The organism is Flavobacterium sp. (assembly GCF_050696275.1).
Lineage (GTDB): Bacteria > Bacteroidota > Bacteroidia > Flavobacteriales > Flavobacteriaceae > Flavobacterium.
The window spans coordinates 23,729-45,731 of the sequence record NZ_JBOGUT010000013.1 but is presented as its reverse complement, the minus strand read 5'-3'; the positions used below and the strand labels follow the sequence as shown (position 1 = coordinate 45,731).

Below are 22,003 nucleotides of genomic sequence, written 5' to 3'. Positions count from 1 at the left end.
AAAGAAATCTAAAGGCTATTATTTACCTATAAAGACATCGTATCCGAAACGAATCAATGTTCCGATTACAACAATTAAAAAGAAAACACGAATAAATCCGTTGCCTTTTGCGATGGCCAATTTGGCGCCAATAAAACCGCCAAGAGCATTGCATAATGCCATTGGAATAGCAATTGCCCAAATGATTTTTCCTTTTAAAATAAATAGGCATATGGAACCAAAATTGGTTGCTAAATTTACCATTTTAGCATTGGCTGAAGCGTGAAGAAAATCAAATCCCAGTAATGAAATAAAAGCAACTACAAAGAAACTTCCTGTACCGGGACCGATAAAACCATCATAAAAACCAACGGTAAGACTAATGATGACAGCGTAAATTATTTGTTGCCTTAATGACATTAATTTTTCCTGATGCTGACCGAAATTCTTCTTCATGAAAGTGTAAACGGCCAATAACGAAAGTACAACCAGAAGCAGCGGTTTCATGAAATCATTGCTCACATAAGTTAATAGGGTGGAACCTGTAAAAGCAGAAGCAAAGGCAATTACAGACATAAGAATGAGTAATTTCCAATTCATAGTTACTTTTTTCAAATATTGAAAAGCAGCAAAACTTGTTCCGCTAAATGCAGGGATTTTTAAGGATCCAATAATGGTTGAAACGGCATAATTGGGTAATAGTATTAAAGCAACAGGCGTCTGGATTAATCCGCCGCCGCCCACAATCGCGTCAACGAAGCCGGCAAAAAAAGAGGCTAAACAAAGAAAAATAAGTATGCTGGTTTCCATCTTCTAAAAAGAAATCCCAAAGCATTTCGCTATGGGATTATTATATTTTGAATTATTGTTTTAAATTAAGCACGGACTATGTTAGCTCCAATGGCTCTTAATCTTTCGTCGATTCTTTCGTATCCACGGTCAATCTGCTCAATGTTTTGAATTGTACTTGTTCCTTTAGCAGAAAGTGCTGCGATTAACAGCGAAATACCAGCTCTGATGTCAGGAGAAGACATAGTGGTTGCTTTCAATTGAGATTGGAAATCATGTCCCATTACCACAGCTCTGTGCGGATCACATAGCATAATTTTAGCGCCCATGTCAATTAGTTTATCAACAAAGAACAAACGGCTCTCAAACATTTTCTGGTGAATTAAAACGTCACCTTTTGCTTGTGTAGCTACCACTAAAACGATGCTTAGTAAATCAGGAGTAAATCCCGGCCATGGCGCATCAGCAATGGTTAAAATAGAACCATCAATATCTGTTTTTACTTCATATCCGTTTTCATGAGACGGAATGTAAATATCATCCCCTCTTTTTTCTAATGTAATTCCTAATTTTCGGAACACATTCGGAATTACACCTAAATTTTCCCAAGAAACATCTTTAATCGTTATTTCACTTCTTGTCATAGCTGCAAGGCCAATCCAAGAACCTATTTCGATCATGTCAGGTAAAATTCTGTGTTCGCATCCGCCAAGACTTTCAACACCTTCAATGGTGATTAAGTTAGAGCCTACACCTGTAATTTTTGCGCCCATCGAATTCAGCATTTTACACAACTGTTGTAGGTAAGGTTCGCAGGCAGCGTTGTAAATAGTTGTTTTTCCTTCAGCAAGTACTGCAGCCATAACAATGTTGGCTGTTCCTGTTACCGAAGCTTCGTCCAATAGCATATACGCACCTTTCAATCTGCCATCTATTTCGACACCATAGAAATGATCTTCTCTTTGGTATCTGAATTTTGCGCCAAGATTGATAAATCCTTCAAAATGAGTATCTAATCTTCTTCTTCCAATTTTATCGCCACCCGGTTTTGGAATGTATCCTTTTCCGAAACGTGCTAAAAGCGGGCCTACAATCATGATAGAACCACGTAAAGAACCGCCTTCTTTTTTGAAAGCTTCTGTTTCAAGATAACCTACATTGACTTCATCTGCTTGAAAAGTGACTGAGCCAGGTCCATTTCTTTGGATTTTAACGCCAAGATTGCCTAATAAAGTAATTAGTTTGTTGACGTCAATAATATCAGGGATGTTGTTTATTGTTACTTTTTCTGGGGTCAAAAGCACGGCGCATAAAATTTGCAATGCTTCATTTTTAGCCCCTTGTGGTGTGATTTCTCCTTTTAATCGGATACCGCCTTCAATTTTAAAAGTTCCCATTTTTGTGTGTGATATAAGTTATGATTATGGTCATGAATTATAAGTTAGGATTATTATAACTCATAACTCAAAACTATTTATTTCGGATTATTATTGTTTTTGATAAAAGGTTTTGGCTTTCCGTTTTTTGTGATTTTCGGTTTTCCGCTATTGCTGTTGGTTTGAATCTTATTTGACATGCGTTTGTTTGTACGCATTAAATCATTAGAATTTAGTAATTCTTCCGAGCTTTGTGTCAGATTGATTTTTCCTCCGGAAAGTTCCAGTAAATGTTCAAAAATAACGGCATCAGTTACAGTGTCTTTGTTCCAGCTCAAATACGATTTTTTCATGTGCGTGGCAATGACTTTACATAAAGCGTTTTTTAAGTCACCGTCTTCCCACTTGTTTGCCACATCAATCATGTACTTGATGTTGTTTCCGTAAAAGCGATATTTAGGGAAATTCTGCGGGTATTTCAGCGGATCAGGTTTCATTTTTAACACCTCACGCGATGGAATCGGGTACGGAGAATCTACATCCAACTTAAAATCAGACATAATAAAAATCTGATCCCAAAGTTTATGTTGGAAATCAGGCACGTCACGTAAATGCGGATTCAGATTTCCCATCACTGATATGATGTATTTTGCTGCTTTATTCCGTTCAGTCCTGTCTTCAATAGCTGTGGCCTGGTCTATTAATTTATGTAAATAACGACCGTATTCAGGGATGATGAGTGCTTTTCTTTCAGAATTGTATTCTAAATTCTGCACTACATCAGCAGCAATCTCTTTTATGTATTTTGTATCCATTTATAGGGAAATTATACCTTCAATAGTTGAAACTTCTTGGTATTTTTTAATAATGCTTTCAGCACTTGGCATTTGCACATCCACAGAAACGCTTGTGAACTTTCCGGCTTTGGACTGACGTGTGTCTATTACGGCTCCCATGCGATCAAAAGCATTTTCAACCGCTTTAATTTTTTCTATTTCCGTAGGGACAATAAATTTAAATAAATATTTGGCAGGCCAAACGTTAGCGTTGTTGAGTTCTTCTTTTAATCGTGCATAAAACTCGGTGGTTTTCTTATCCATATTCAAATTAAAATAAAAGCAAATATAAGGTTTTGATTTTAGATTTTTTTAATAGAGACGATGATTTAGGATTATTTTAAATCATTTTTTCAAATCCCAATTACTTTAAGTATTTTTGCGCCTTTATTTTTTACAAAGTGCAGAAAGAAATTGTTGTTATTATTGGTGGTCCTGGGACAGGAAAAACTACTATTATCGATGGATTGATAGCTAGAGGTCATTGCTGTTATCCTGAAATTTCGAGAGAAGTGATTCTGGAGGCAAAAAAACAAGGAATCGAACAATTGTTTCTTGAAAACCCGCTGCTTTTCAGTGAATTGCTTTTGGAAGGAAGAAAAAAACAGTTCATAAGTGCTCAAAATGAGTCACACGATGTTGTCTTTTTAGATCGTGGTATCCCGGATGTATTGGCCTATATGCATTATATAGGAGATAGTTATCCTGCTTTTTTTGATGCCGCTTGTCACGAAAATAAATACACCAAAATATTTATTTTACCGCCTTGGAAAGATATTTATATTGCAGATAATGAGCGTTATGAGAATTACGAACAGGCAAAATTAATTTACAATCACCTGGTTGAAACCTACGAAAAGTATGGGTACGATCTTATTGAAGTGCCAAAAGATAGTATGGATAACAGAATTCTTTTTATCTTAGGGCATCTTAAATGATTGTATTATAAGTTTTAAAGTCTTATTCTTTACAAACTTTACCCTAAATATAGAAAATGCAAAGAGCATTACAAATTCTTGAAAAATATTGGCATTACACTGCTTTCAGGCCTGTTCAGGATGGTATTATCCAGTCGGTTTTAGAAGGGAACGACACATTTGGTCTGATGCCAACCGGCGGCGGAAAATCATTGTGTTTTCAGGTTCCTGCAATAGTCAATGACGGATTGTGTCTTGTTATTTCTCCCTTGGTAGCCTTGATGAAAGATCAGGTAAATCAATTGCAAAACAGGGATATTAAAGCAATTGCATTAACGGGTTCCATAAAACCGGATGAATTGATTGAACTGCTGGACAATTGCCAATTTGGGAATTATAAATTTCTATACCTTTCACCGGAACGGCTGGAACAGGATTGGGTGTTAGAAAGAATTAAAGCATTGCCTATTTCATTAATAGCTATTGATGAGGCACATTGCGTGTCACAATGGGGGCATGATTTCAGACCTTCTTACCTGAAGATTAAAAAATTAAAATCTCATTTCTCCAAAATTCCCTTTATAGCACTTACTGCCTCAGCAACACCAGTTGTCCAGGAAGATATTATTGGTCTTTTAGGCTTAGAGAATCCAAATGTTTTTCAGAAATCCTTTGCACGGGATAATTTGGGCTATTTTATAATTAAAGCAGAAGATAAACTGCATAAACTGCATCAAATTCTGCAGAAAAACCCAGAATCTTCTATTATTTATGTCCGAAATCGAAAAAATTGCCACGAGTATGCCGCGCAGTTAAGTGCATTAGGGCATAAGACTACTTTTTACCACGGCGGTTTGCCCGTGAAAGAGAAAGAAAAAAACATGAATTCCTGGATGAAAGACGAAGTGACGGTTATGGTTGCTACAAGTGCTTTTGGTATGGGGATTGACAAGCCTAATGTAAAAACGGTGATTCATATCAATTTGCCCGAAAATCTTGAAAGTTATTATCAGGAAGCCGGTAGGGCAGGACGGAATGGTGAAAAAGCATTTGCGGTTTTAATTTCATCTCCGTCAGATGTTATTCAGGCGGAAAGCCAATTTATTTCGGTATTGCCGGATACAAATTTTCTGAAGGAAGTTTTTGTAAAGCTCTGCAATTACTTCCGGATTGGTTATGGAGAAGGAATTAATGAAGAGTTTTCGTTTAGCTTGAATCAATTTTGTGGACAATATAAGTTTCCGGTAATAAAAACGTTTAATTCGCTTCAGTTTTTAGACCGTCAGGGAGTTATTTCGCTTTCTCAGGAATTTTCGGAGAAAGTACAGATTCAGTTTTTAATTGAATCGAAGGAAGTCATTCGGTATATCAGTTTAAATCCTGACGATGAACCGATAATTGCTGTTATTTTAAGGACATATCCCGGGATTTTTGATCTTCAAACGAATATTAATACTGTTTTTATTGCCAAAAAAGCGAACTCAACTGAAGCTAAAGTATTAAATTTGCTGGAGAAATTGAAAAATCTCAATATCGTTGATTATTTTTCACAGCAAAACGAATCGAAGATTACCTTTCTCGAAGTTCGAGAAGATGACAGAACAATAAACAGGGTTTCAAAAGATCTGCAGCGGCAAAATCTGGTAAAGAAAAATCAACTGGAAGCTGTAATTCGGTATGTTTCAGATGAAAGTAATTGCAAGAGTAAATTACTGCTTGATTATTTTGGAGAGAAAAATCCTGACGATTGCGGAATTTGTTCTTTTTGCAGTAATAAGAAGTCCCAAAAGCATGATTTAGGAACCATTCGGACAGAAATACTAGCATTACTTTCAGAAAAAGAAATGACTTCAAGAGATGTAGCTGCTGTTTTTCCTGTCGAAGAATCAGAAATATTAAAAGCCCTGAAACAGTTATTGGAACACGGCATTATTACATTCAATACAAAAAATCAATATACACTTAGTAAGAAATGAAAGCATTACGAATTGTTTTTATGGGAACGCCGGAATTTGCAGTAGGAATTTTGGATGCCATTGTAAAGCAAAAACAACACGAAATAGCCGCTGTTATAACGGCACCGGATAAGCCGGCAGGACGTGGTCAAAAAGTTAAATTCTCTGCAGTAAAAGAATATGCTGTAGCGCAAAATCTGACATTGTTACAACCTGCCAATTTGAAAGATGAAGTTTTTTTAGCGGAACTCAAAGCGCTGAATGCCAATTTGCATATTGTGGTGGCGTTCAGAATGTTGCCAAAAGCAGTTTGGGCCATGCCGGAGTTAGGAACGTTTAATCTACACGCTTCGCTGCTGCCTAATTACAGAGGGGCGGCACCAATTAACTGGGCAATTATCAACGGGGAAACTAAAACGGGAGTTACTACTTTCTTTATTGATGAAAAAATTGATACAGGTGCTATGATTTTGAGCGAAACAATCGAAATTTCAGAATCGGAAAATGCCGGCGAACTTCATGACAGACTGATGCATTTAGGAAGCAGGACGGTTTTGGAAACTTTAGCTCTTATTTCTGAAGGAAAAGCAACAACTACCATTCAGCAGGATACTTCGGATATAAAAACAGCCTATAAATTAGACAGAGAAAATTGTAAAATTGATTTTACTAAAAATACCACCGAGATTTATAATCTGATAAGAGGTCTGAGTCCGTATCCGACTGCTTATTGTAATTTTAAAGATGGAGAGGAACAGTGGAACGTGAAAATTTATGATGTAAGGAAAGAAATTGTGGCTCATGACAATCCGGCCGGAAGTGTTATAGCTACAAAAAAAGAAATGAAAATTGCTGCTCATGACGGATATATTCATATCTTGTCATTGCAATTTCCGGGAAAAAAGAAGATGTTGGTGCATGAATTGCTTAACGGAATGACTTTTTCAGAAAAGACTCTTGCATTTTAAGCCCAATAAATGATAGGGTTAACGCCGATTTGATAAAAACAAAGTCTATTTATCAACAAAGAACTTAAGTTATTAACAAAAACAACAAAAAAATAGCTTAAGTGTTGTATGGTAAGGAAATCCTATTAAATTTGTAGGTGTAAGTATTAATATTAACCAATCAATTAATAACAATTATTATGAACAAATCAGATTTAATCGATGCTATTGCTGCTGATGCAGGAATTACAAAAGCTGCAGCTAAATTAGCTTTAGAATCATTTTTAGGAAACGTTGAAGGTACTTTGAAAAAAGGCGGAAGAGTATCTCTTGTTGGATTTGGATCTTGGTCAGTTTCGTCTAGAGCTGCTAGAGATGGAAGAAACCCTCAGACTGGAAAAACTATCAAAATTGCTGCTAAAAATGTAGTAAAATTTAAAGCTGGTGCTGAATTAGAAGGATCAGTTAACAAATAATAGTTTGTTATAAAAGTACGGAGCCACGCATTGCGTGGCTTTTTTTTGCTTTTCAACGATTTAATTTGGTTGCTATTTAAAATTTTTGTTAAATTTAAGTCTAAATCTTAATATTATGATTTCTGTAAAGCCAAAAAAAGGAAATTTGCTAGTGGCAGAACCTTCTATTACAGGAGATTTATCTTTCAATAGATCGGTGGTTTTACTTGCAGACCATAACGAAGAAGGCTCAGTAGGATTTATCTTAAACAAACCTCTTGGTTATACGATACAAGATTTAATACCGGAAATAACAGCTCCTTTTAAAATTTATAACGGCGGGCCTATTGAACAGGATAACTTGTATTTTATCCATAATATACCGCAACTTATTCCTAACAGTATTGAAATCTCCTCCGGGATATTTTGGGGTGGCGATTTTGAATCGACCAAAGATTTAATCAATGAAGGGAAAATAAGCCGAAATAATATTCGCTTTTTCTTAGGTTATTCTGGTTGGGATGCTGAACAATTGCAAAATGAGCTGGACTCAAATTCCTGGATTATTTCTGAAAACGGCCTTCGTAATAAAATTATTGGTAAATCGTCAACAGATTTCTGGAAAGAAAAAATAATGGAACAGGGTGGGGATTATCTGATTTGGTCAAACGCACCTGAAAACCCTATTTTTAATTAACCCAGTCTTACTTTTGTATTTAATTTTGTAATAAGCTGGCCTGACAAAACGGTTTCAAACTCTTTTTTACGATATTTAGTTATCGGCTGGATTCCTTTTATCACATTTGTAATAAATAATTCATTGGCTTTCTGTAAATCAAAAGGAGAAATAGGTGATTCCGTTACTTCTATATTTTCAAGGGTTTTAGCTAACGATAAAATTTGTTTGCGCATAATTCCGTTCAAGCAGCCTTCGGTAAGCGGAGGAGTGCTTAAAATGCCGTCTTTAAGCATAAAAATGTTTCCTTGCAGCGCTTCGGTTACATTTCTTTCTTCATTAAGCAAGATACAGTTGTCTAAGCCATTTTCATCGGCATAAATACTGCCAGTAATATGGATTAGCTTATTTGTGGTTTTTAAGGTCGAAATTAATTGTTTTGAAACATAGAAATCCTTGTAAATATCGACTTCATAAACCGATTTTTCAATTTTATATAATGGATTTTCTATTCCGGCAACCGAAATATGATATGAAATGTTATTGTTTTCGGGTAAATAAAAACCACCGTCATTCCTGTAAACAGTAATTCTTGCTCTGGCCGAAGTTTCTGTATTTTCAATTTTGGCTACATTCAGAATCTGATTTTCAAAGAATTCCATCGTAAAATTCATGGGAATTTCCATTCGCAAAATACGCATTGAAGCCATTAATCTGAAATAATGGTCTTCTAGGAAAAGAATTTTATTGTCTAAGATTTTTACGGTTTCAAAAACGGCATCTCCATATAGAAAAGCACGATTGTTTTGAAGCATGGAAGTATTTTGCATAAAAAAGCCCTGAAAAATTACAGGGCAAATATAAGTGTAATAATGTTTAAAAACTAGACAGAACCAATTACATGTTTGAGATCAGAAACCTGATTCTCCCACAATAGTTTAGATTCTTCGATATCACCTTCTTCGGCATAGTCTACAACCATTAAAGATACATCTTTTGTGATTTCATCGACAAGAATTCTCATTTCGAAAAAATATTCCGTATCATGATTGTCATCGTCAATCCATTTGAATTTAATTTTCTCGCCGGTTTTTTTGGAGTATAATCTGGCTTTTTCCTGAGAATCATCCCAAATAAATGTAAAAAATTCGCCACGGGAATTGACATTGTCTGCAAACCATTCCTGTAGGCCGGAAGGTGTAGAAATATATTGATATAATAACTGAGGTGAAGAGTTTATGGGGAATTCGAGTTCGTAACGTATTTTGGTTTCCATTATAATTTATTTTTTGGAAATATATACAATTATGTTTGAAAAAAAAATATTTTTGAATAATAATATTTTTTAAAAATATATTTGCAACCTTTAAATATAGTGTTATATTTGCACCCGCATTGAGAGATGCAATAACCGAATAATGGCGAGGTAGCTCAGTCGGTTAGAGCGCAGGATTCATAACCCTGAGGTCACGGGTTCAACTCCCGTCTTCGCTACAAAAAGCAAAACCCTAACTAATCAAATAGTTAGGGTTTTTTCTTGCTTATATTTTCCTGTTTTACAAAAACCGAATACTCTATGGAGTGAGGAACTGGAGTGAGGAATCTTATCCAAAAATCTTTATCTCCAAAGCTCCTTTTTCTACTGCTGATAAAATTGTGGGGTCTAAATAATACTTTTCTAGTACTTCTTTAGAACCATGAGAAGAAAGTAACACTGTGTCTTTAGTCATTACTGAGTTAACCCATGATAAGTATGTTTTCCTTAAATTCTTCAAACTTACGTCTTTATTTATACCAGCTCCCTTTCTGTAATGGGTGAATGAGCGAGATAAATTATTCTTAATTGTGTCTGAACTAACATCTCTGTCAGGAAACAAAATATAATCTGAGGAATCCTTTTTACTTTCATATCCGCTAATTATAAAATACCATGTTTTACAATCAGTCCATCCCAATTGGAGTAAAGCAAAACTATTAAAGGAAACTTTCAGAGATTTACTGCATACTGGACTGGATCTTTTCGGATTGGCTCCAGTTATTGGAGAGCCAGCTGATTTGATAAGCGGGGTTATTTACACTTTAGAAGGAGACAATTTAAATGCAGCATTAAGTTATGCAAGTGCAATTCCAGTCACTGGATGGTTTACAGCTGGAACAAAATTTGGGCTTAAGTTAGCTAATACTGTACCGACGGTTTATGCTGTAACCACGAAAGTAAAATTAACTTGGAAAATAAAAAATGGAATTCTTACATTTGGTCAGCAGAGCCAACTAAGGAAAGTATTGGGAATGGCAATTTCAAGTGTTGACCCTAGACAAGCACATCATTTGATACCTTGGGCAAAAAAGGGGCATGAAGTAGTCCAAAGAGCAGCCAAATATGGTTTCCATATGAATGAATCTTTAAATGGCATTGCTGTTGCTGCATGGAGAAATCAGCCTAATCACAATGCTTATAATGATTTAATAGAACTAAAAATGGATCTCTTTTATCAGTATAATCCGAATGCAACGCCTCAACAATGTTATAATTTTATTTCAAATTTAACCGATAATATTAGAGAATGGGTAATTAATCACCCTAACTCTCACTTAAATGAATTAGTTTTATGATGACGAAATATTTTGCAATTGAATATGGCCGAAATGAAACATTAGTAGGTAAAATTCCTCAAGTTAAAGATTTTAAGCATAATTGTAATGTTTCAGACAATTCTGATTTTATAGATAAGTTTCCTTTTAAAAAAATTGAGGGAAGTCCAATTTTATCTATTCCTATATTGTACCCTATAACAAAACAAACAGATATAATTGATACATATAGTAATGTAGGTTTTTCATTTGGATCACTTGTTATAAGTAATAAATTAAAGGAGATTTTAGACCAATTTAATTGTTATGGCTTCCAATTTTTCCCTACATATATTATTCAAGATGGTTCAACATATTCTAATTATTGGCAGACTCACATTTGTGAAATGCCTTTTGAATATATTGATTTTAAAAAGACAAAAGCATTAATATTGAATATTGAAACGAGAAAAATAGTAACGGAATCTGTCGAAATTTCTTATGCTGAGGAGTTTCTATCGATAGTTAATTCTTTAGAATACCCCAAAAGCATTAGTTTAAAAGACATTTCTTTCGAGGATAAAATGGATCTTGATCTTTTTTTTATTAGATTCTTTGAAAATAGTGGCAGAGGAATTGTTTCTGAAAAACTTAAAAATGAAATTGAAAAACAAGAATGTACAGGAATTGAATTTAGACCGATAGAATTATCATTGCAAGAATGGTATCATAACGGAGAAAGAGAAAGAGTATATGGCAAATTTTAACGCAACAATAATAGTTATGCTACTTACCGTTTCAGGTATGGCACAAAATAAAGCAATTGTCCCTAAATTGGGGACAATTGTCTTTAACTGCAAAATGGATATAATAAATCAGGAATTATTCGATCAGTCGAAAAAAGATTATCAAAAAGAGTTTCTAAAAGACATGAAGGAATCCACTATAATTGAGCGTAGAATTGCTAGGATTCCAGTAGATACATTCAAGATAAATCAAGTCATAAAAGCAAATGAAGCTTCTTTTGCTCAATTATTTAATAGTACGCTAATTGCCGATGATAATGTGAAATTTTGTCTCGAGTATCAGGATAAAATAGTAAAAAAATATAAAATTCGAAATGATTTAGAGGAAGAGGTTTTAGAGATTAATGCTAAAACAAGGAGATTTGAGGGTGATGATGAATTTTTTGAATATTCTGAAAACGAAATTAAAGAGGTAAAGGAATTTAAAACTCAAACGAAGAGTATTAATGGATATTCATGTTTTAGAGTAGTTTACACTTTTTCCGAGCCTGAATTATCAGAATACAGTAATCTAATCAGTTCTTACACTTACACTCGTGAGATGTGGGTTACTGAAAAAATTAAATCAAATTTTCACCCCATAATTAATGACCGAGAAATTATAAAGCAATATTATCCATTAGAAATATTGGAATATTCTGATATGATAAAAGGAGTGAGGAAAATGTATACATTAGAAATGGTTAGTATAAAATAAAACTAAGAAGTATATGTGAAACTCCAAAATGAATTAATCATTTTGGAGTTTTCTTTTAAATAGCAAGATAAGTCAGAGTACCTTCTAAAACTACTTTTCTAGGCGTGGCTATTTTTGATTTTATACTAATGGCTAAAACTTCTCCAGGATTTAAAATCTTATTCGGATTTGCGGAAAAATTATAATTGCCAACACCATTACCGGCATCTAATATCTGTCTTTTACGACTTAAAAAGAGTCCTTTTGAGTCAGTTAATATTTACCACTAGTGTATTGGAAGCAAAAAACAAGCTCGCTTAAATTGCTTTAAACGAGCTTGTTTTTTATGATTTATTTTAAATGATATTTTTTTTTAGAGGTTGTGCAACAGCTACGGCTGTTGGTGGCAGTTTTTCTATTTATCCGTTTTTGTATAAAAGTCATAAGTAGCTTTCGCAATATCCGCTATAATTCTATCATTCGTTTTAGAATTTTCATGCGATTTTGTCACAAAAACACTAATATAAAAGTACTTCCCATCTGGCAAAAAGGCAATTCCAATATTGTTTACAGCATCCATAATGCCAGTTTCCTTATTTGTACCCGAAGACCCCGATTTATGAGCGACAATAATTTCTTTAGGGAGTTGGCCTCTGATTCTGCCCAAAGCTGTTGTTGTTTCTATATTCGTTTTCCAAAAAAAATCATAACTGCTTTTGGAAAGCAAATTGTTTTTATTCTCATAAAATAATTTAAGAGTTTGACTTGCTGCTTTCGGTGTAGTCCAATTCTGAAACATATTTTCCCATCTCTTCTGCATTTCTTCTTCGTTGAAGGTGATTTGTATATCATTTATACCACTTTTCTTTATGTATCCTTCAACCGTTTTTGGAGTTCCAATAAGCCGTATCAATATATCGCAAGCAGTATTGTCACTGTGTGAAACAGAATATTGAATTAGCCTTTCAATGGTAAATGTTCCACCATTAGGATTTTCGTCTCTGAGTGGACTCCAAAAATCTTTTGGTAAAAGGTCATCTTTACTAATCTCAACTTTTTGGTGTAAGGAAAGTTTCCCTTTGTCAATTTCTGACAGTACTGCCAATGCTATATGGAACTTAAAGACACTTTGCATAGGGAATCGCTTGTCTCCGTTTATCGAAAGTGTGTCTCTTCCGTTGTTCCCAATTATTGAAACTCCAACTACTGCATTTTTGTCGGATAATATTTGCTCAATTTTATTTCTAAGTAAATCGGTCTTGTCTGATTGTGCTTTGCAACCTGTTACAAATAATAAAAGTAAAATTGTTAATTGAAGAATTTTATTCATTTTCTGTTCTTTTGTTTACGTTTTTTTTAAAATTGCCACCAACGTCCCGACGCTTGCGAAGTGGCGAACTTCGGAACCAATTGTTTTCTGTTAAAGATAAAATTTCTTACAAAATGTAAACATGAATTTACTACAAAATTCGCAATCTCGCCAAATGGCTGTTAGCGGTTGTTTTTATTTTTCACGCTTTAATTTTAAGCGATATTCATTTTCTAATAATTTAACCACTTTAGACGGAACAGTTAATGTTGAGTTTATTAGACCTGTAGTTTTGTTAAAATCTAATTTAAATTCTGGTTTTTCTTTTTCAAAATTTTCATCTAGTATGAAAAACAAATTATTATCTAATGATTTAATTCCTCCTAATTTCCATAAATTCACCACACTTTTATAATCTTCAATCAGAATATAATACGATAATTTTATAACACTTATTTGATATAAATTCTCAGTTGTAATATCTTTTACATTTGATGCTAAATCTAAATATTTTAAAACATCTTTAAATTGATTTTTTTCAATCAGAATTGAAGCTTTTAGATAATATGGATAAAAATTATCAGGAATTAATGATATTTTTTTATCTAAAAAAAACATTCCTTTTTCAATGTTTCCACAAAAAAATGATGATGTGTATAATCCGTCAAGTAGAGTATTTTCTGTTTTTGAATCGCATACAATCAATTCATTACTATGCTTAATTACATTTTCATAAAGTCGGTTGTCAGCTTCATATTGTAAAACTTTAAGATAATATTCGGTATTGCATTTCACTAAATTTATTACCGCTTTATTATCTTCATATGCTTCTTTTTTTCTGCCAAGTAATTCATACAGCTTTGATCTACTAGCAATGTTCTCGCTGTTGTATTCCAATTTCATAATTTGATTTTGTATTTCGAGTGCTTTGTCATAATTTTTAGTATTATAATAGCAACTAGCCAAATAGTGTAATAACTGAACATTGTCTTTGTTGTTTTCTAGTCCTTTTGATATTTCTTTAATTGCTTCATTACTACTTTTAAATTTATATACTATTTTTGTTAAATCTATTATTGCTTCAATATCGTGAGGTTCTAGTAGGACATATTCTTTGTAATACACTATTGCGTTTTCATAATCTTGTTGCTCCAATAATCTCTGGGCTAGAACAATTATTATTTCATTGTTTTGATATAGGTTTTTGTCAATATAGGTTTTAAGTAATAGTGTTGTTTTTTCTTTTTTTTCAATGCTACGACAATCTTCTAATTGGCAACAGATAACTATTAACTGATCATCTACCTCATTTTTAATAGAATAGACTTTATCAAAAACTTCAATAGCCTCATTGCATTTTGAAAAGTTATATAGAATATTTATTTTATGGATTAAATAATCTCTATTTAGGCTATCTGTTTTTAATGCATTATCGATAGTTGATAACGCATTTTCGTAATTTTTTTCTTCAAATAATAGTTTTGATTTTTCAAAGTAATGTTGTGAATCAGTTTGACTATAAGTTGCAAATGATATTAATAGTATTAAATAGGAAGTTATTCTAAACATTGTTGATTTTTATAATTTAATTTTTTCGTCTTTGTTCTACTAAAATAACAGCTAACGGTTTGCAGCTACCCGAAGGGCGGGACTTTTACCACAAAACTTGATTTGAAAAACTAAACTTCCATTAACCACTAAACTGTCTTTGGAACACGAAACCCCGCCTTTTGGGTAGGTGCTGTTATGCGTTCGTGCTATTGTCATGGTCTTCAAGCTGAATGGTTTCTACTGAATGTCTTTGATTCATTTTTCTTTCGAGGTAGAAGCTTACTTTGTCAACGCGGAAAACGAAAAGTAATGCAAAGGTTGTCTTTAAGATATAATAGATTGGGCTAAAATCTACCTTCTTTGAAATTTCTTCATGATTAGCTTTCGCAATCAACATTTGAACGTAGTCGTAAAGGTCAGGGAGCAAGTAAATAGCAGTAGCAAGCCAAGTTATGCCAGTTGTCAACAGTATGACCTTAATTAGCTTTTCAGGTGTCAGTCCAATACTAATGTCGCTGTCCTTCTTGATTAACTTTGATGCAACCCACTCAGCTTTAAAAAACAAAATACTTGAAATTAAAAAATTAGTAAGGATTAAGAAAGTCCCGTTGTAGTAAAATTTGTCAAAGGGTGTATGCAACTGCTTTTCAAAAAGAGGAATTACCGCTGTGTAATATATTGATAGAAAATAGGAACCAAACTGGTCAAATATTTTCATAAAAAGTAAAAGTGCAGCAAATCTTATTGCTAATGTTGTCAAAGCTCTATTTGTCATTGTCTGATTGTGATTTTAGATTTATTATTTTGTATTCCTTACAGGTCAACTCTGGTTTGCACTGTCGCCCAAGCATGACGCATAACGTCCCGTGGCTTCACGAAGTGGCGAACTTCGGAACCAATTGTTTTCTGTTAAAGATAAAATTTCTTACAAAATGTAAACATGAATTTACCACAAAATTCGTAATCATGCCAAAACGGCTGTTAGCGGCTGCCTTTAAACATTCAAAGTTAACAATTTCATAATATCCCAAACACAACCATTCAGGCCAATTTCCATAACTTTAATAAAAACAAGAAATGGAAATTAATTGGTACATACTTGGTTCAGTGCTGTTTTTCGGAATTATTCTTGTTGTTTTTCTTATAAAACGGAACACAAAGGACGAAAAAGAGTTGGAAACGTTTTTAAATGAGAATGAATTTCCACTCGAAAATGAGGAAGAAGAACTTAATGATACGAAATAGGATTTTAGCAATTTTTGTAGGGTTGCCGCTAACGTCCCGACGCTTGGCGATGGTTGCGAAGTTCGAAACTTTTTATTTTCTGTTAAAGATAAAAGTTCTTGCGAAATGGAAACGTGAATTCACTACAAAATTCGCAATCTTGCCAAACGGCTGTTATAGGCAGTACTTTTACCAATAATTTTTAGTTATTAAATACATAGGCAACATAATACTCAATATTATAAACAATAAACCGAAAAGTTTATCTGCAAAAAGATTGACATTTCCTGTGTAGAATAATTCACTTGGTGGAATTTTCGGCTCTCTTTTTTTTCTAGCCCAAAATGGAATTAACATTATTCTGTAAAGTAAAAGAGAATATAATGGACAAAACCAAATAAGCGTAAAATTTGGCTTTCCACTTTCTACTGATTTTAATTTAACAGTTGCTAAAATTGCGCAAACTATGCAAACAGCTAAAATTATTAAAAAAGGCTTTTTTTCTCGCAATACTTTTCTGCTGATGAAAAAAATCGCAGGAATTAATATTAATCCAATAAATGAAAATTCTTCAATCATTCTTTTAATTATGTCTTTTAAACGCAATCCTGAAGTATTGCCTATAACTCTCAAATATACGCAACTCTCACAAAATGATATAAAAAAAGATGCTTAATAATATCTAGTAACAATTTCATTACTTCATCAAAATCCAATAAATTCTTTGGTACTAATTTTAAGTTTTTAGACAATTGAGCAGTAGTTAATAATTTATAGTCACTTCACCATGAGGTTTGTAAGATGCTGTGAGGCTTCTTTTTATTACTATAAGGATTTATAAAGCATTGCAATTGAGAATAGAAAACACCTATTTATCCATTCTCTATTACCTATGTGGTAAACAATAAAAAAGACCCTGATGGCAGGGTCTCTTATATAGGGGGAATCTTTGGGGGAAGAGAAAAACTAATTTACAAAGCAGTTTTATGCGTTGCAACACCTGAAATAAAGACATCGACTTCCGAAAGTTCTTTATTGATACGCTCTAGGTCTAGTTCTTTTTCAAGCAGCGCTACAGATCCATAACTTTCTTTTCTGTTTTCCAGTAAGAACCTTTTGTACTCTAGCCGTTTTTTTCTTTTCTCTTCAGAATCTTTGGTTGGGCCTTCTGGCAGTATTCCAAGTACGGTTTCAACAGCTGCAATTTCTGCAACAACTCCTTGTAAAATAGCTTCGATTTCAACAGAAGTACTACTGTAGTTTGTAGTAATGCGTTCTACGGAAATCTTTTTAAAAGCTAAATCAGACTTTTCTTTTTCTGCCCATGTTATTAGAGCATCACAATCTGCCACGTTGGCAATCTTGGTTAATGAATACATAATTAAATGTTTTAAAAAATTAATAATAGGGCAAAGTAACAATGCACAATTCAAAAAAAATAATGCCATTGCCGAAGGTGTAGCAAATTGCCGAAAAAGGTCTTTTTTGTATGTTTTGGCAAGCGAAATATCGCTTAGTGAGGTTGTTTTTGCGATTTATACAGTGATTATTTTTAATAAAGGAACATATCTGGCTGTTATACAAATTGACCGATAATGAGTAAAGAATTCGGAATTATACATTTATAATCTGGTTTACAAGCTACTTAAATATCCTTCATTCTTTTTTCCAATTTACTTTTTAATAGTTCCAATTGCTCTTTCTACATTTGTATGCTCTCTAATTTATACAAAGAATTATTATTCAGTGTGTCGAGGGCTTTTCGTTTTATGTGCTGCAACAAAGATGTATTCGCATCTAGGTTTTGTTCTTCAAGAAAATATATTGTATCCAGAGCAGCAAAACATTCTACTCTTTTATTTTCCATTGCATCTATTTTTTTGGACAACAATTGTTTTTTATATTCAATATTTCGGAGTTCTTTCAATAGCCATTCCTCTATTTTAGTCTGTTCCAATGCGAGAAACTCTTTTTTTACTTTTGAGATTTCTTTAGTTTTTTGAAGATACAACAAAATGGCAGTTAATTCTTTTTTTGCTGCCAGTGGCAAATCACGTTGCCCTATTTCGTACATACTCCATTGACTCCTGGTAATGCTCAATACTATAGAAATCTCCTCTTGAGTAAAACCCAATAATTTTCTTATAGTATTGTTTTTCATTTGTGGCATTTTTTTTAAATTATTTTTTTTACCACAAAAGTTGTGGCATTTTTTTCATATTAAAAAATTTTGCCACAGATTTTGTGGTAAAAATTTTAAAATTATTTTTTTACCACAAAAAAATAAATCCTACAAGATTAATTAATTTATTAATAATCAAATATTTAAATCAAAAATTTTAAATATTAAAAACAGTAAAAAAGCCTTAAGATATGAAAAATCAATACCATTTAAATTTCAAACTAATGGCCATAGCTATGAGCAATAAAAGAGTAGTAAAACTAATGCAGCACATCAATTAAATATTAAAGTAGATACTCTTAAGTTCTGGAGATACAAATACAAGAAAGGTCAGCTAGCATATTACAGCCAATTGATAAAATTTTTAATAGAATTATACCGAAACGGGATAAAAATAAGGCACGACAACGATTTGAGACAACGACTACACAGAACACGAAAATAACTATTCTCAATTGGAAAATTAAACAGACAACTTTAACACAGCAAGTTTCGGATTTTTTAAGACTATTAAAAACAAGATTTTTGGAGCCTAAAATCATTAGATTATGCACATTAAAAGTCACCCCTCCATTTTGTATTTCGGTACACCTGTAGTGCTTATGAGTACTAAAAACCCTAAAGGCTCAGATAATCTTGCTCCTATATCCTCTGTTTTCTGGTTAGGCTGGCGTTGTATTATTGGCCTTGGAACGGCCTCTCAAACCGCTAAAAATCTTTTAAATACAAAAGAGTGTGTTTTAAACTTGCCCTCTGTAAATCAGGCAGGATCAGTTAATCTCCTTGCAAAAACGACGGGATCTAATCCTGTGTCAAAAGGAAAAATAGCAAAAGGATACCGCTTCGTGGAAAATAAATTTGAAATTGCCGGACTTACAAAAACACCTTCTGAAACCATAAAAGCGGTTAGGGTCAAAGAATGCCCAGTGCAAATGGAAGCCGTTGTAGAAGCCATTCATGGATTAGCCGAAGAGGATGTTAATCAACGGGGAAATATCATAACTGTTGAACTAAAAATAACAAGGGTTTACTTGGATGAATCTATCATTTTAGATAACAATCCGAACCGGGTTGATCCTGATAAATGGAAGCCTTTAATTATGAGTTTTCAAGAATTTTATACTCTTGGAAATAAAGTTCATGAATCTACACTTGCAGAAATACCGGAAAATTTATACAATACCTACGATAGAGAGTTCGTATTAAATGGTTAAAACGGAAGTAGGTTTTATTTGCCGTAATTCCTTAAATACAAACGATTGGAGTAGCTTTAGACACATCTGAAGTAAATGTGAAAAGAAAAGGGCCGCAATATGCAGCCCTTTTGTGTATTTGAAAAATGATGCTCTATTTAGCAATATTTACCGCTCTTGTTTCTCTGATCACAGTGATTTTCACCTGACCTGGATACGTCATTTCGGTTTGTATTTTTTGTGAAATTTCAAAAGAAAGGTTAGAAGCATTATCGTCACTTACTTTTTCACTTTCTACAATAACACGTAATTCTCTACCTGCTTGGATAGCATAAGCACTTTTAACGCCATTAAATCCGTAAGCGATGTCTTCAAGGTCTTTTAGACGCTGAATGTAGGAATCCAACACCTGACGTCTTGCGCCCGGTCTTGCGCCTGAAATAGCATCACAAACCTGTACGATAGGAGAAAGTAACGATTTCATTTCGATCTCATCGTGGTGCGCTCCAATAGCATTGCATACTTCTTCTTTTTCACCGTATTTCTCGGCCCATTGCATTCCTAATAGTGCGTGAGGTAAGTCGCTTTCCGTATCCGGAACCTTACCTATATCGTGAAGTAAACCTGCTCTTTTGGCCAGTTTTACATTCAATCCAAGTTCAGCAGCCATGATTCCGCAAAGTTTAGATACTTCTCTGGAGTGCTGCAATAAATTTTGCCCGTAAGAAGAACGGTATTTCATACGTCCTACTACTTTTATTAGCTCAGGATGCAAACCATGAATTCCTAAATCAATAACGGTACGTTTACCAACTTCGATAATCTCATCGTCAATTTGTTTGGTTGTTTTTGCAACAACTTCTTCAATACGAGCTGGGTGAATACGCCCGTCAGTAACTAGTTTGTGTAAAGCCAGTCTCGCAATTTCTCTTCGAACAGGGTCAAAGCAAGAAAGAATAATGGCTTCAGGTGTATCATCTACAATAATTTCTACACCGGTTGCAGCTTCAATAGCACGAATATTACGACCTTCACGCCCAATAATTCGGCCTTTTACATCGTCAGATTCAATGTTAAAAACAGAAACGCAATTTTCTACCGCTTCTTCTGTTCCAACACGTTGAATAGTGTTGATGATGATTTTCTTTGCTTCCTGTTGTGCAGTCAGTTTTGCTTCTTCAAGAGTTTCCTGAATATAGCCCATTGCATTGGTTTTGGCTTCAGCTTTTAAGCTTTCAACCAATTGATTTTTAGCGTCTTCTGCAGAAAGACCTGAAATAACTTCAAGTTGTTCTACCTGACTTTTGTGCATTTTGTCAATTTCTGAGCTTTTCTTTTCTAATGACTCAATTTTTGTTTGATATTCATTAGTTTTTGCTTCAAAATCATCGTTCACTTTTTTGGCTTTAGCCAATTCATTAGAAACTTGTGATTCTTTGTCACGGACTCTTTTTTCAACTTCCGCTACTTTACGATCACGAGACAAAATTACTTGTTCGTGCTCCGATTTCAGTTCGATAAATTTTTCTTTAGCTTGTAAGATTTTATCTTTTTTGGTATTTTCAGCTTCAAGATTTGCGTCTTTTAGAATAGATGCAGCTTCTTTTTTTGCGTTTTTAATTAAATTGGAAACATTGCTTTTCTCCATGAATTTTGCAATTCCAAAACCGCCAGCTACTCCTATTACTATTCCAATAATTATTGTTAAAATGTCCATGTTTGTTTTCTAGGTTTATATATAAAAAAACCTACATTAGGAGAATTGTATAAACTCGTATTGACAAGTTTTGAGCTAACTCGCAGTTCAAGCTTCCTACTGAAAGGCTTGCTATAGTTACGATGATTTGCTCATTTTAATTTGTTAGTGTTGAGTTTATCAAATAAGTACTAATGTAGGTAGTATTTTAGTGTATGTAAAGAACGTGTTATTTGTCAAGATATTCGCCTAATAATTCATTTAATTTTTCAAGTTTCAACCTCGCTGTTTCCTCTATTGTTGACTTGTCAATTTGTTTTTGTTCTACTTGAGAAGCAAATTGTAACGCGCACATTGCTAAAACATCCTGTTTGTCGCGAACGGCATAATTCTGTTCAAACTGTTTTATCATTGCATCAATTTTTTTTGAAGCGCTTCTGAGCCCTTCTTCCTGACTTGGATCTACCGTTAATGGGTAAACCCGGTCTGCAATCGATATTTTTATTTTTAGTTTTTCACTCATTATTCTTTCTAATCAGAAAGTTGCGCAATACAATAATCTATTTCTCTAATTAATGAATTTATTTTTAGTTTCGTATCTCGTTTATATTCGTCACTACCGAGTAATGAATTTGTAATTTTTATGGAGTCGAAATCGGATTTCAAATTTTTAATTTCCTGGTTTTGATTTTCTATAATCGCATCAGATTCTTCCAACTTCACCGTCAATTCTTGGTTTGCCTGTTGTAAACTTTCCATTTTTTTGAAAAGCCTTTGAAATCTAACTTCAAGAGAATCAACTATTGCACCAATCTCGCTCATTCCAACAAAAATTCATTACATAACTTCACAAAGTTAATATTCC

Annotated in this window: 26 protein-coding genes and 1 tRNA gene; 11 read left to right on the top strand and 16 right to left on the bottom strand. The window is 33.5% G+C overall.

The annotated features are described in order from the left end of the window. Nucleotides 1-18: 18 nt before the first annotated feature. The 4 genes from ACRDEC_RS08520 to ACRDEC_RS08505 all read right to left on the bottom strand — a co-directional run bounded on the left by ACRDEC_RS08520 (nt 19) and on the right by ACRDEC_RS08505 (nt 3,244). Nucleotides 19-789, bottom strand: a complete 771-nt coding sequence (locus tag ACRDEC_RS08520; protein ID WP_431497911.1) for a sulfite exporter TauE/SafE family protein — start codon at nt 787-789, stop codon at nt 19-21. A 65-nt stretch (nt 790-854) separates the two neighbouring features. Beyond that, a complete protein-coding gene (murA, locus tag ACRDEC_RS08515) occupies nt 855-2,165 on the bottom strand; it encodes a UDP-N-acetylglucosamine 1-carboxyvinyltransferase (protein WP_431497910.1) in 1,311 nt (436 codons plus the stop codon). A 77-nt stretch (nt 2,166-2,242) separates the two neighbouring features. Continuing rightward, nucleotides 2,243-2,959: a DUF4290 domain-containing protein gene (locus ACRDEC_RS08510; protein WP_431497909.1), complete on the bottom strand. Its 717-nt coding sequence runs from the start codon at nt 2,957-2,959 to the stop codon at nt 2,243-2,245. Continuing rightward, nucleotides 2,960-3,244 carry a DUF493 family protein gene (locus ACRDEC_RS08505; protein WP_431497908.1) on the bottom strand — a complete coding sequence of 95 codons (285 nt, stop codon included), beginning with the start codon at nt 3,242-3,244 and terminating at the stop codon, nt 2,960-2,962. 137 nt (nt 3,245-3,381) lie between these two features. On the opposite strand from ACRDEC_RS08505, the gene ACRDEC_RS08500 reads away from it, so the two are divergent. The 5 genes from ACRDEC_RS08500 to ACRDEC_RS08480 all read left to right on the top strand — a co-directional run bounded on the left by ACRDEC_RS08500 (nt 3,382) and on the right by ACRDEC_RS08480 (nt 7,951). Next, a complete protein-coding gene (locus ACRDEC_RS08500) occupies nt 3,382-3,918 on the top strand; it encodes an AAA family ATPase (RefSeq protein ID WP_431497907.1) in 537 nt (178 codons plus the stop codon). 56 nt (nt 3,919-3,974) lie between these two features. Continuing rightward, nucleotides 3,975-5,873: a RecQ family ATP-dependent DNA helicase gene (locus ACRDEC_RS08495; protein ID WP_431497906.1), complete on the top strand. Its 1,899-nt coding sequence runs from the start codon at nt 3,975-3,977 to the stop codon at nt 5,871-5,873. Next, nucleotides 5,870-6,820 (top strand): methionyl-tRNA formyltransferase, encoded by a 951-nt coding sequence (gene fmt / locus ACRDEC_RS08490; RefSeq protein ID WP_431497905.1) that lies wholly within the window; start codon nt 5,870-5,872, stop codon nt 6,818-6,820. Before ACRDEC_RS08495 ends, fmt begins: the two co-directional genes overlap by 4 nt. A 179-nt stretch (nt 6,821-6,999) precedes the next feature. Next, nucleotides 7,000-7,275 (top strand): HU family DNA-binding protein, encoded by a 276-nt coding sequence (locus ACRDEC_RS08485; RefSeq protein ID WP_135527544.1) that lies wholly within the window; start codon nt 7,000-7,002, stop codon nt 7,273-7,275. 115 nt (nt 7,276-7,390) lie between these two features. Further along, nucleotides 7,391-7,951, top strand: coding sequence for a YqgE/AlgH family protein (locus ACRDEC_RS08480; RefSeq protein ID WP_431497904.1), 561 nt, complete (start codon nt 7,391-7,393; stop codon nt 7,949-7,951). Here the strand turns inward: ACRDEC_RS08480 and ACRDEC_RS08475 are convergent. Together ACRDEC_RS08475 and ACRDEC_RS08470 are read right to left on the bottom strand one after the other, a co-directional pair. Next, entirely contained in the window at nt 7,948-8,760 is an 813-nt protein-coding gene (locus tag ACRDEC_RS08475; RefSeq protein WP_431497903.1) for an aminotransferase class IV, read from the bottom strand. The two genes, ACRDEC_RS08480 and ACRDEC_RS08475, sit on opposite strands and share 4 nt — an antisense overlap. A gap of 53 nt (nt 8,761-8,813) precedes the next feature. Continuing rightward, nucleotides 8,814-9,206, bottom strand: coding sequence for an START-like domain-containing protein (locus ACRDEC_RS08470; RefSeq protein WP_431497902.1), 393 nt, complete (start codon nt 9,204-9,206; stop codon nt 8,814-8,816). A gap of 144 nt (nt 9,207-9,350) precedes the next feature. Between ACRDEC_RS08470 and ACRDEC_RS08465 the strand changes: the two genes are divergently transcribed. Then, nucleotides 9,351-9,424, top strand: a tRNA-Met gene (locus ACRDEC_RS08465). Nucleotides 9,425-9,534: 110 nt separating this feature from the next. Here ACRDEC_RS08465 and ACRDEC_RS08460 read toward each other — a convergent pair. Beyond that, nucleotides 9,535-9,885 (bottom strand): hypothetical protein, encoded by a 351-nt coding sequence (locus ACRDEC_RS08460; RefSeq protein ID WP_431497901.1) that lies wholly within the window; start codon nt 9,883-9,885, stop codon nt 9,535-9,537. 70 nt (nt 9,886-9,955) lie between these two features. Here ACRDEC_RS08460 and ACRDEC_RS08455 point away from each other — a divergent pair, with 70 nt between their 5' ends. From ACRDEC_RS08455 to ACRDEC_RS08445, 3 genes are read left to right on the top strand one after another with little or no spacing between them, the layout of a single operon-like run. After that, the gene (locus tag ACRDEC_RS08455) at nt 9,956-10,543 is read left to right on the top strand and encodes an AHH domain-containing protein (protein ID WP_431497900.1); all 588 of its coding nucleotides are present in this window, start codon (nt 9,956-9,958) and stop codon (nt 10,541-10,543) included. Next, nucleotides 10,540-11,268 (top strand): imm11 family protein, encoded by a 729-nt coding sequence (locus ACRDEC_RS08450; protein WP_431497899.1) that lies wholly within the window; start codon nt 10,540-10,542, stop codon nt 11,266-11,268. Before ACRDEC_RS08455 ends, ACRDEC_RS08450 begins: the two co-directional genes overlap by 4 nt. Next, nucleotides 11,255-12,004: a hypothetical protein gene (locus ACRDEC_RS08445; protein ID WP_431497898.1), complete on the top strand. Its 750-nt coding sequence runs from the start codon at nt 11,255-11,257 to the stop codon at nt 12,002-12,004. The genes ACRDEC_RS08450 and ACRDEC_RS08445 overlap by 14 nt, the downstream gene beginning before the upstream one ends. Before the next feature lie 394 nt (nt 12,005-12,398). On the opposite strand, the gene bla is transcribed toward ACRDEC_RS08445, so the two are convergent. The 3 genes from bla to ACRDEC_RS08430 form a co-directional block, all read right to left on the bottom strand. After that, nucleotides 12,399-13,313 carry a class A beta-lactamase, subclass A2 gene (gene bla / locus ACRDEC_RS08440; RefSeq protein ID WP_431497897.1) on the bottom strand — a complete coding sequence of 305 codons (915 nt, stop codon included), beginning with the start codon at nt 13,311-13,313 and terminating at the stop codon, nt 12,399-12,401. A gap of 174 nt (nt 13,314-13,487) precedes the next feature. Continuing rightward, complete coding sequence (locus ACRDEC_RS08435) at nt 13,488-14,861, bottom strand: tetratricopeptide repeat protein (RefSeq protein ID WP_431497896.1); 1,374 nt, start codon at nt 14,859-14,861, stop codon at nt 13,488-13,490. A 175-nt stretch (nt 14,862-15,036) separates the two neighbouring features. Beyond that, nucleotides 15,037-15,618, bottom strand: coding sequence for a hypothetical protein (locus tag ACRDEC_RS08430; protein ID WP_431497895.1), 582 nt, complete (start codon nt 15,616-15,618; stop codon nt 15,037-15,039). Between the two features lie 302 nt (nt 15,619-15,920). Between ACRDEC_RS08430 and ACRDEC_RS08425 the strand changes: the two genes are divergently transcribed. After that, nucleotides 15,921-16,088 carry a hypothetical protein gene (locus tag ACRDEC_RS08425; RefSeq protein ID WP_431497894.1) on the top strand — a complete coding sequence of 56 codons (168 nt, stop codon included), beginning with the start codon at nt 15,921-15,923 and terminating at the stop codon, nt 16,086-16,088. Nucleotides 16,089-16,256: 168 nt separating this feature from the next. Here the strand turns inward: ACRDEC_RS08425 and ACRDEC_RS08420 are convergent, their stop codons facing one another. The 3 genes from ACRDEC_RS08420 to ACRDEC_RS08410 all read right to left on the bottom strand — a co-directional run bounded on the left by ACRDEC_RS08420 (nt 16,257) and on the right by ACRDEC_RS08410 (nt 18,228). Then, nucleotides 16,257-16,646: a hypothetical protein gene (locus ACRDEC_RS08420; RefSeq protein ID WP_431497893.1), complete on the bottom strand. Its 390-nt coding sequence runs from the start codon at nt 16,644-16,646 to the stop codon at nt 16,257-16,259. 392 nt (nt 16,647-17,038) lie between these two features. After that, entirely contained in the window at nt 17,039-17,446 is a 408-nt protein-coding gene (locus tag ACRDEC_RS08415; RefSeq protein WP_431497892.1) for a hypothetical protein, read from the bottom strand. A gap of 323 nt (nt 17,447-17,769) precedes the next feature. Further along, entirely contained in the window at nt 17,770-18,228 is a 459-nt protein-coding gene (locus tag ACRDEC_RS08410; RefSeq protein WP_431497891.1) for a hypothetical protein, read from the bottom strand. Between the two features lie 569 nt (nt 18,229-18,797). Here ACRDEC_RS08410 and ACRDEC_RS08405 point away from each other — a divergent pair. Further along, entirely contained in the window at nt 18,798-19,463 is a 666-nt protein-coding gene (locus ACRDEC_RS08405; RefSeq protein ID WP_431497890.1) for a flavin reductase family protein, read from the top strand. Between the two features lie 133 nt (nt 19,464-19,596). Here ACRDEC_RS08405 and rny read toward each other — a convergent pair whose 3' ends face one another. The 3 genes from rny to ACRDEC_RS08390 form a co-directional block, all read right to left on the bottom strand. Next, nucleotides 19,597-21,159, bottom strand: a complete 1,563-nt coding sequence (rny, locus tag ACRDEC_RS08400; RefSeq protein ID WP_431497889.1) for a ribonuclease Y — start codon at nt 21,157-21,159, stop codon at nt 19,597-19,599. Nucleotides 21,160-21,367: 208 nt separating this feature from the next. Beyond that, complete coding sequence (locus ACRDEC_RS08395; protein WP_431497888.1) at nt 21,368-21,661, bottom strand: cell division protein ZapA; 294 nt, start codon at nt 21,659-21,661, stop codon at nt 21,368-21,370. Nucleotides 21,662-21,669: 8 nt separating this feature from the next. After that, the gene (locus tag ACRDEC_RS08390; RefSeq protein WP_431497887.1) at nt 21,670-21,960 is read right to left on the bottom strand and encodes a hypothetical protein; all 291 of its coding nucleotides are present in this window, start codon (nt 21,958-21,960) and stop codon (nt 21,670-21,672) included. Between the last annotated feature and the right edge of the window lie 43 nt (nt 21,961-22,003).

Coding starts and splice junctions, on each gene's coding strand:
- ACRDEC_RS08520 (WP_431497911.1), bottom strand. CDS start 789: ATGGAAACCAGCATACTTATTTTTCTTTGTTTAGCCTCTTTTTTTGCC.
- murA (WP_431497910.1), bottom strand. CDS start 2,165: ATGGGAACTTTTAAAATTGAAGGCGGTATCCGATTAAAAGGAGAAATC.
- ACRDEC_RS08510 (WP_431497909.1), bottom strand. CDS start 2,959: ATGGATACAAAATACATAAAAGAGATTGCTGCTGATGTAGTGCAGAAT.
- ACRDEC_RS08505 (WP_431497908.1), bottom strand. CDS start 3,244: ATGGATAAGAAAACCACCGAGTTTTATGCACGATTAAAAGAAGAACTC.
- ACRDEC_RS08495 (WP_431497906.1), top strand. CDS start 3,975: ATGCAAAGAGCATTACAAATTCTTGAAAAATATTGGCATTACACTGCT.
- fmt (WP_431497905.1), top strand. CDS start 5,870: ATGAAAGCATTACGAATTGTTTTTATGGGAACGCCGGAATTTGCAGTA.
- ACRDEC_RS08485 (WP_135527544.1), top strand. CDS start 7,000: ATGAACAAATCAGATTTAATCGATGCTATTGCTGCTGATGCAGGAATT.
- ACRDEC_RS08480 (WP_431497904.1), top strand. CDS start 7,391: ATGATTTCTGTAAAGCCAAAAAAAGGAAATTTGCTAGTGGCAGAACCT.
- ACRDEC_RS08475 (WP_431497903.1), bottom strand. CDS start 8,760: ATGCAAAATACTTCCATGCTTCAAAACAATCGTGCTTTTCTATATGGA.
- ACRDEC_RS08470 (WP_431497902.1), bottom strand. CDS start 9,206: ATGGAAACCAAAATACGTTACGAACTCGAATTCCCCATAAACTCTTCA.
- ACRDEC_RS08450 (WP_431497899.1), top strand. CDS start 10,540: ATGATGACGAAATATTTTGCAATTGAATATGGCCGAAATGAAACATTA.
- ACRDEC_RS08445 (WP_431497898.1), top strand. CDS start 11,255: ATGGCAAATTTTAACGCAACAATAATAGTTATGCTACTTACCGTTTCA.
- bla (WP_431497897.1), bottom strand. CDS start 13,313: ATGAATAAAATTCTTCAATTAACAATTTTACTTTTATTATTTGTAACA.
- ACRDEC_RS08435 (WP_431497896.1), bottom strand. CDS start 14,861: ATGTTTAGAATAACTTCCTATTTAATACTATTAATATCATTTGCAACT.
- ACRDEC_RS08430 (WP_431497895.1), bottom strand. CDS start 15,618: ATGACAAATAGAGCTTTGACAACATTAGCAATAAGATTTGCTGCACTT.
- ACRDEC_RS08425 (WP_431497894.1), top strand. CDS start 15,921: ATGGAAATTAATTGGTACATACTTGGTTCAGTGCTGTTTTTCGGAATT.
- ACRDEC_RS08420 (WP_431497893.1), bottom strand. CDS start 16,646: ATGATTGAAGAATTTTCATTTATTGGATTAATATTAATTCCTGCGATT.
- ACRDEC_RS08415 (WP_431497892.1), bottom strand. CDS start 17,446: ATGTATTCATTAACCAAGATTGCCAACGTGGCAGATTGTGATGCTCTA.
- ACRDEC_RS08410 (WP_431497891.1), bottom strand. CDS start 18,228: ATGAAAAACAATACTATAAGAAAATTATTGGGTTTTACTCAAGAGGAG.
- ACRDEC_RS08405 (WP_431497890.1), top strand. CDS start 18,798: ATGCACATTAAAAGTCACCCCTCCATTTTGTATTTCGGTACACCTGTA.
- rny (WP_431497889.1), bottom strand. CDS start 21,159: ATGGACATTTTAACAATAATTATTGGAATAGTAATAGGAGTAGCTGGC.
- ACRDEC_RS08395 (WP_431497888.1), bottom strand. CDS start 21,661: ATGAGTGAAAAACTAAAAATAAAAATATCGATTGCAGACCGGGTTTAC.
- ACRDEC_RS08390 (WP_431497887.1), bottom strand. CDS start 21,960: ATGAGCGAGATTGGTGCAATAGTTGATTCTCTTGAAGTTAGATTTCAA.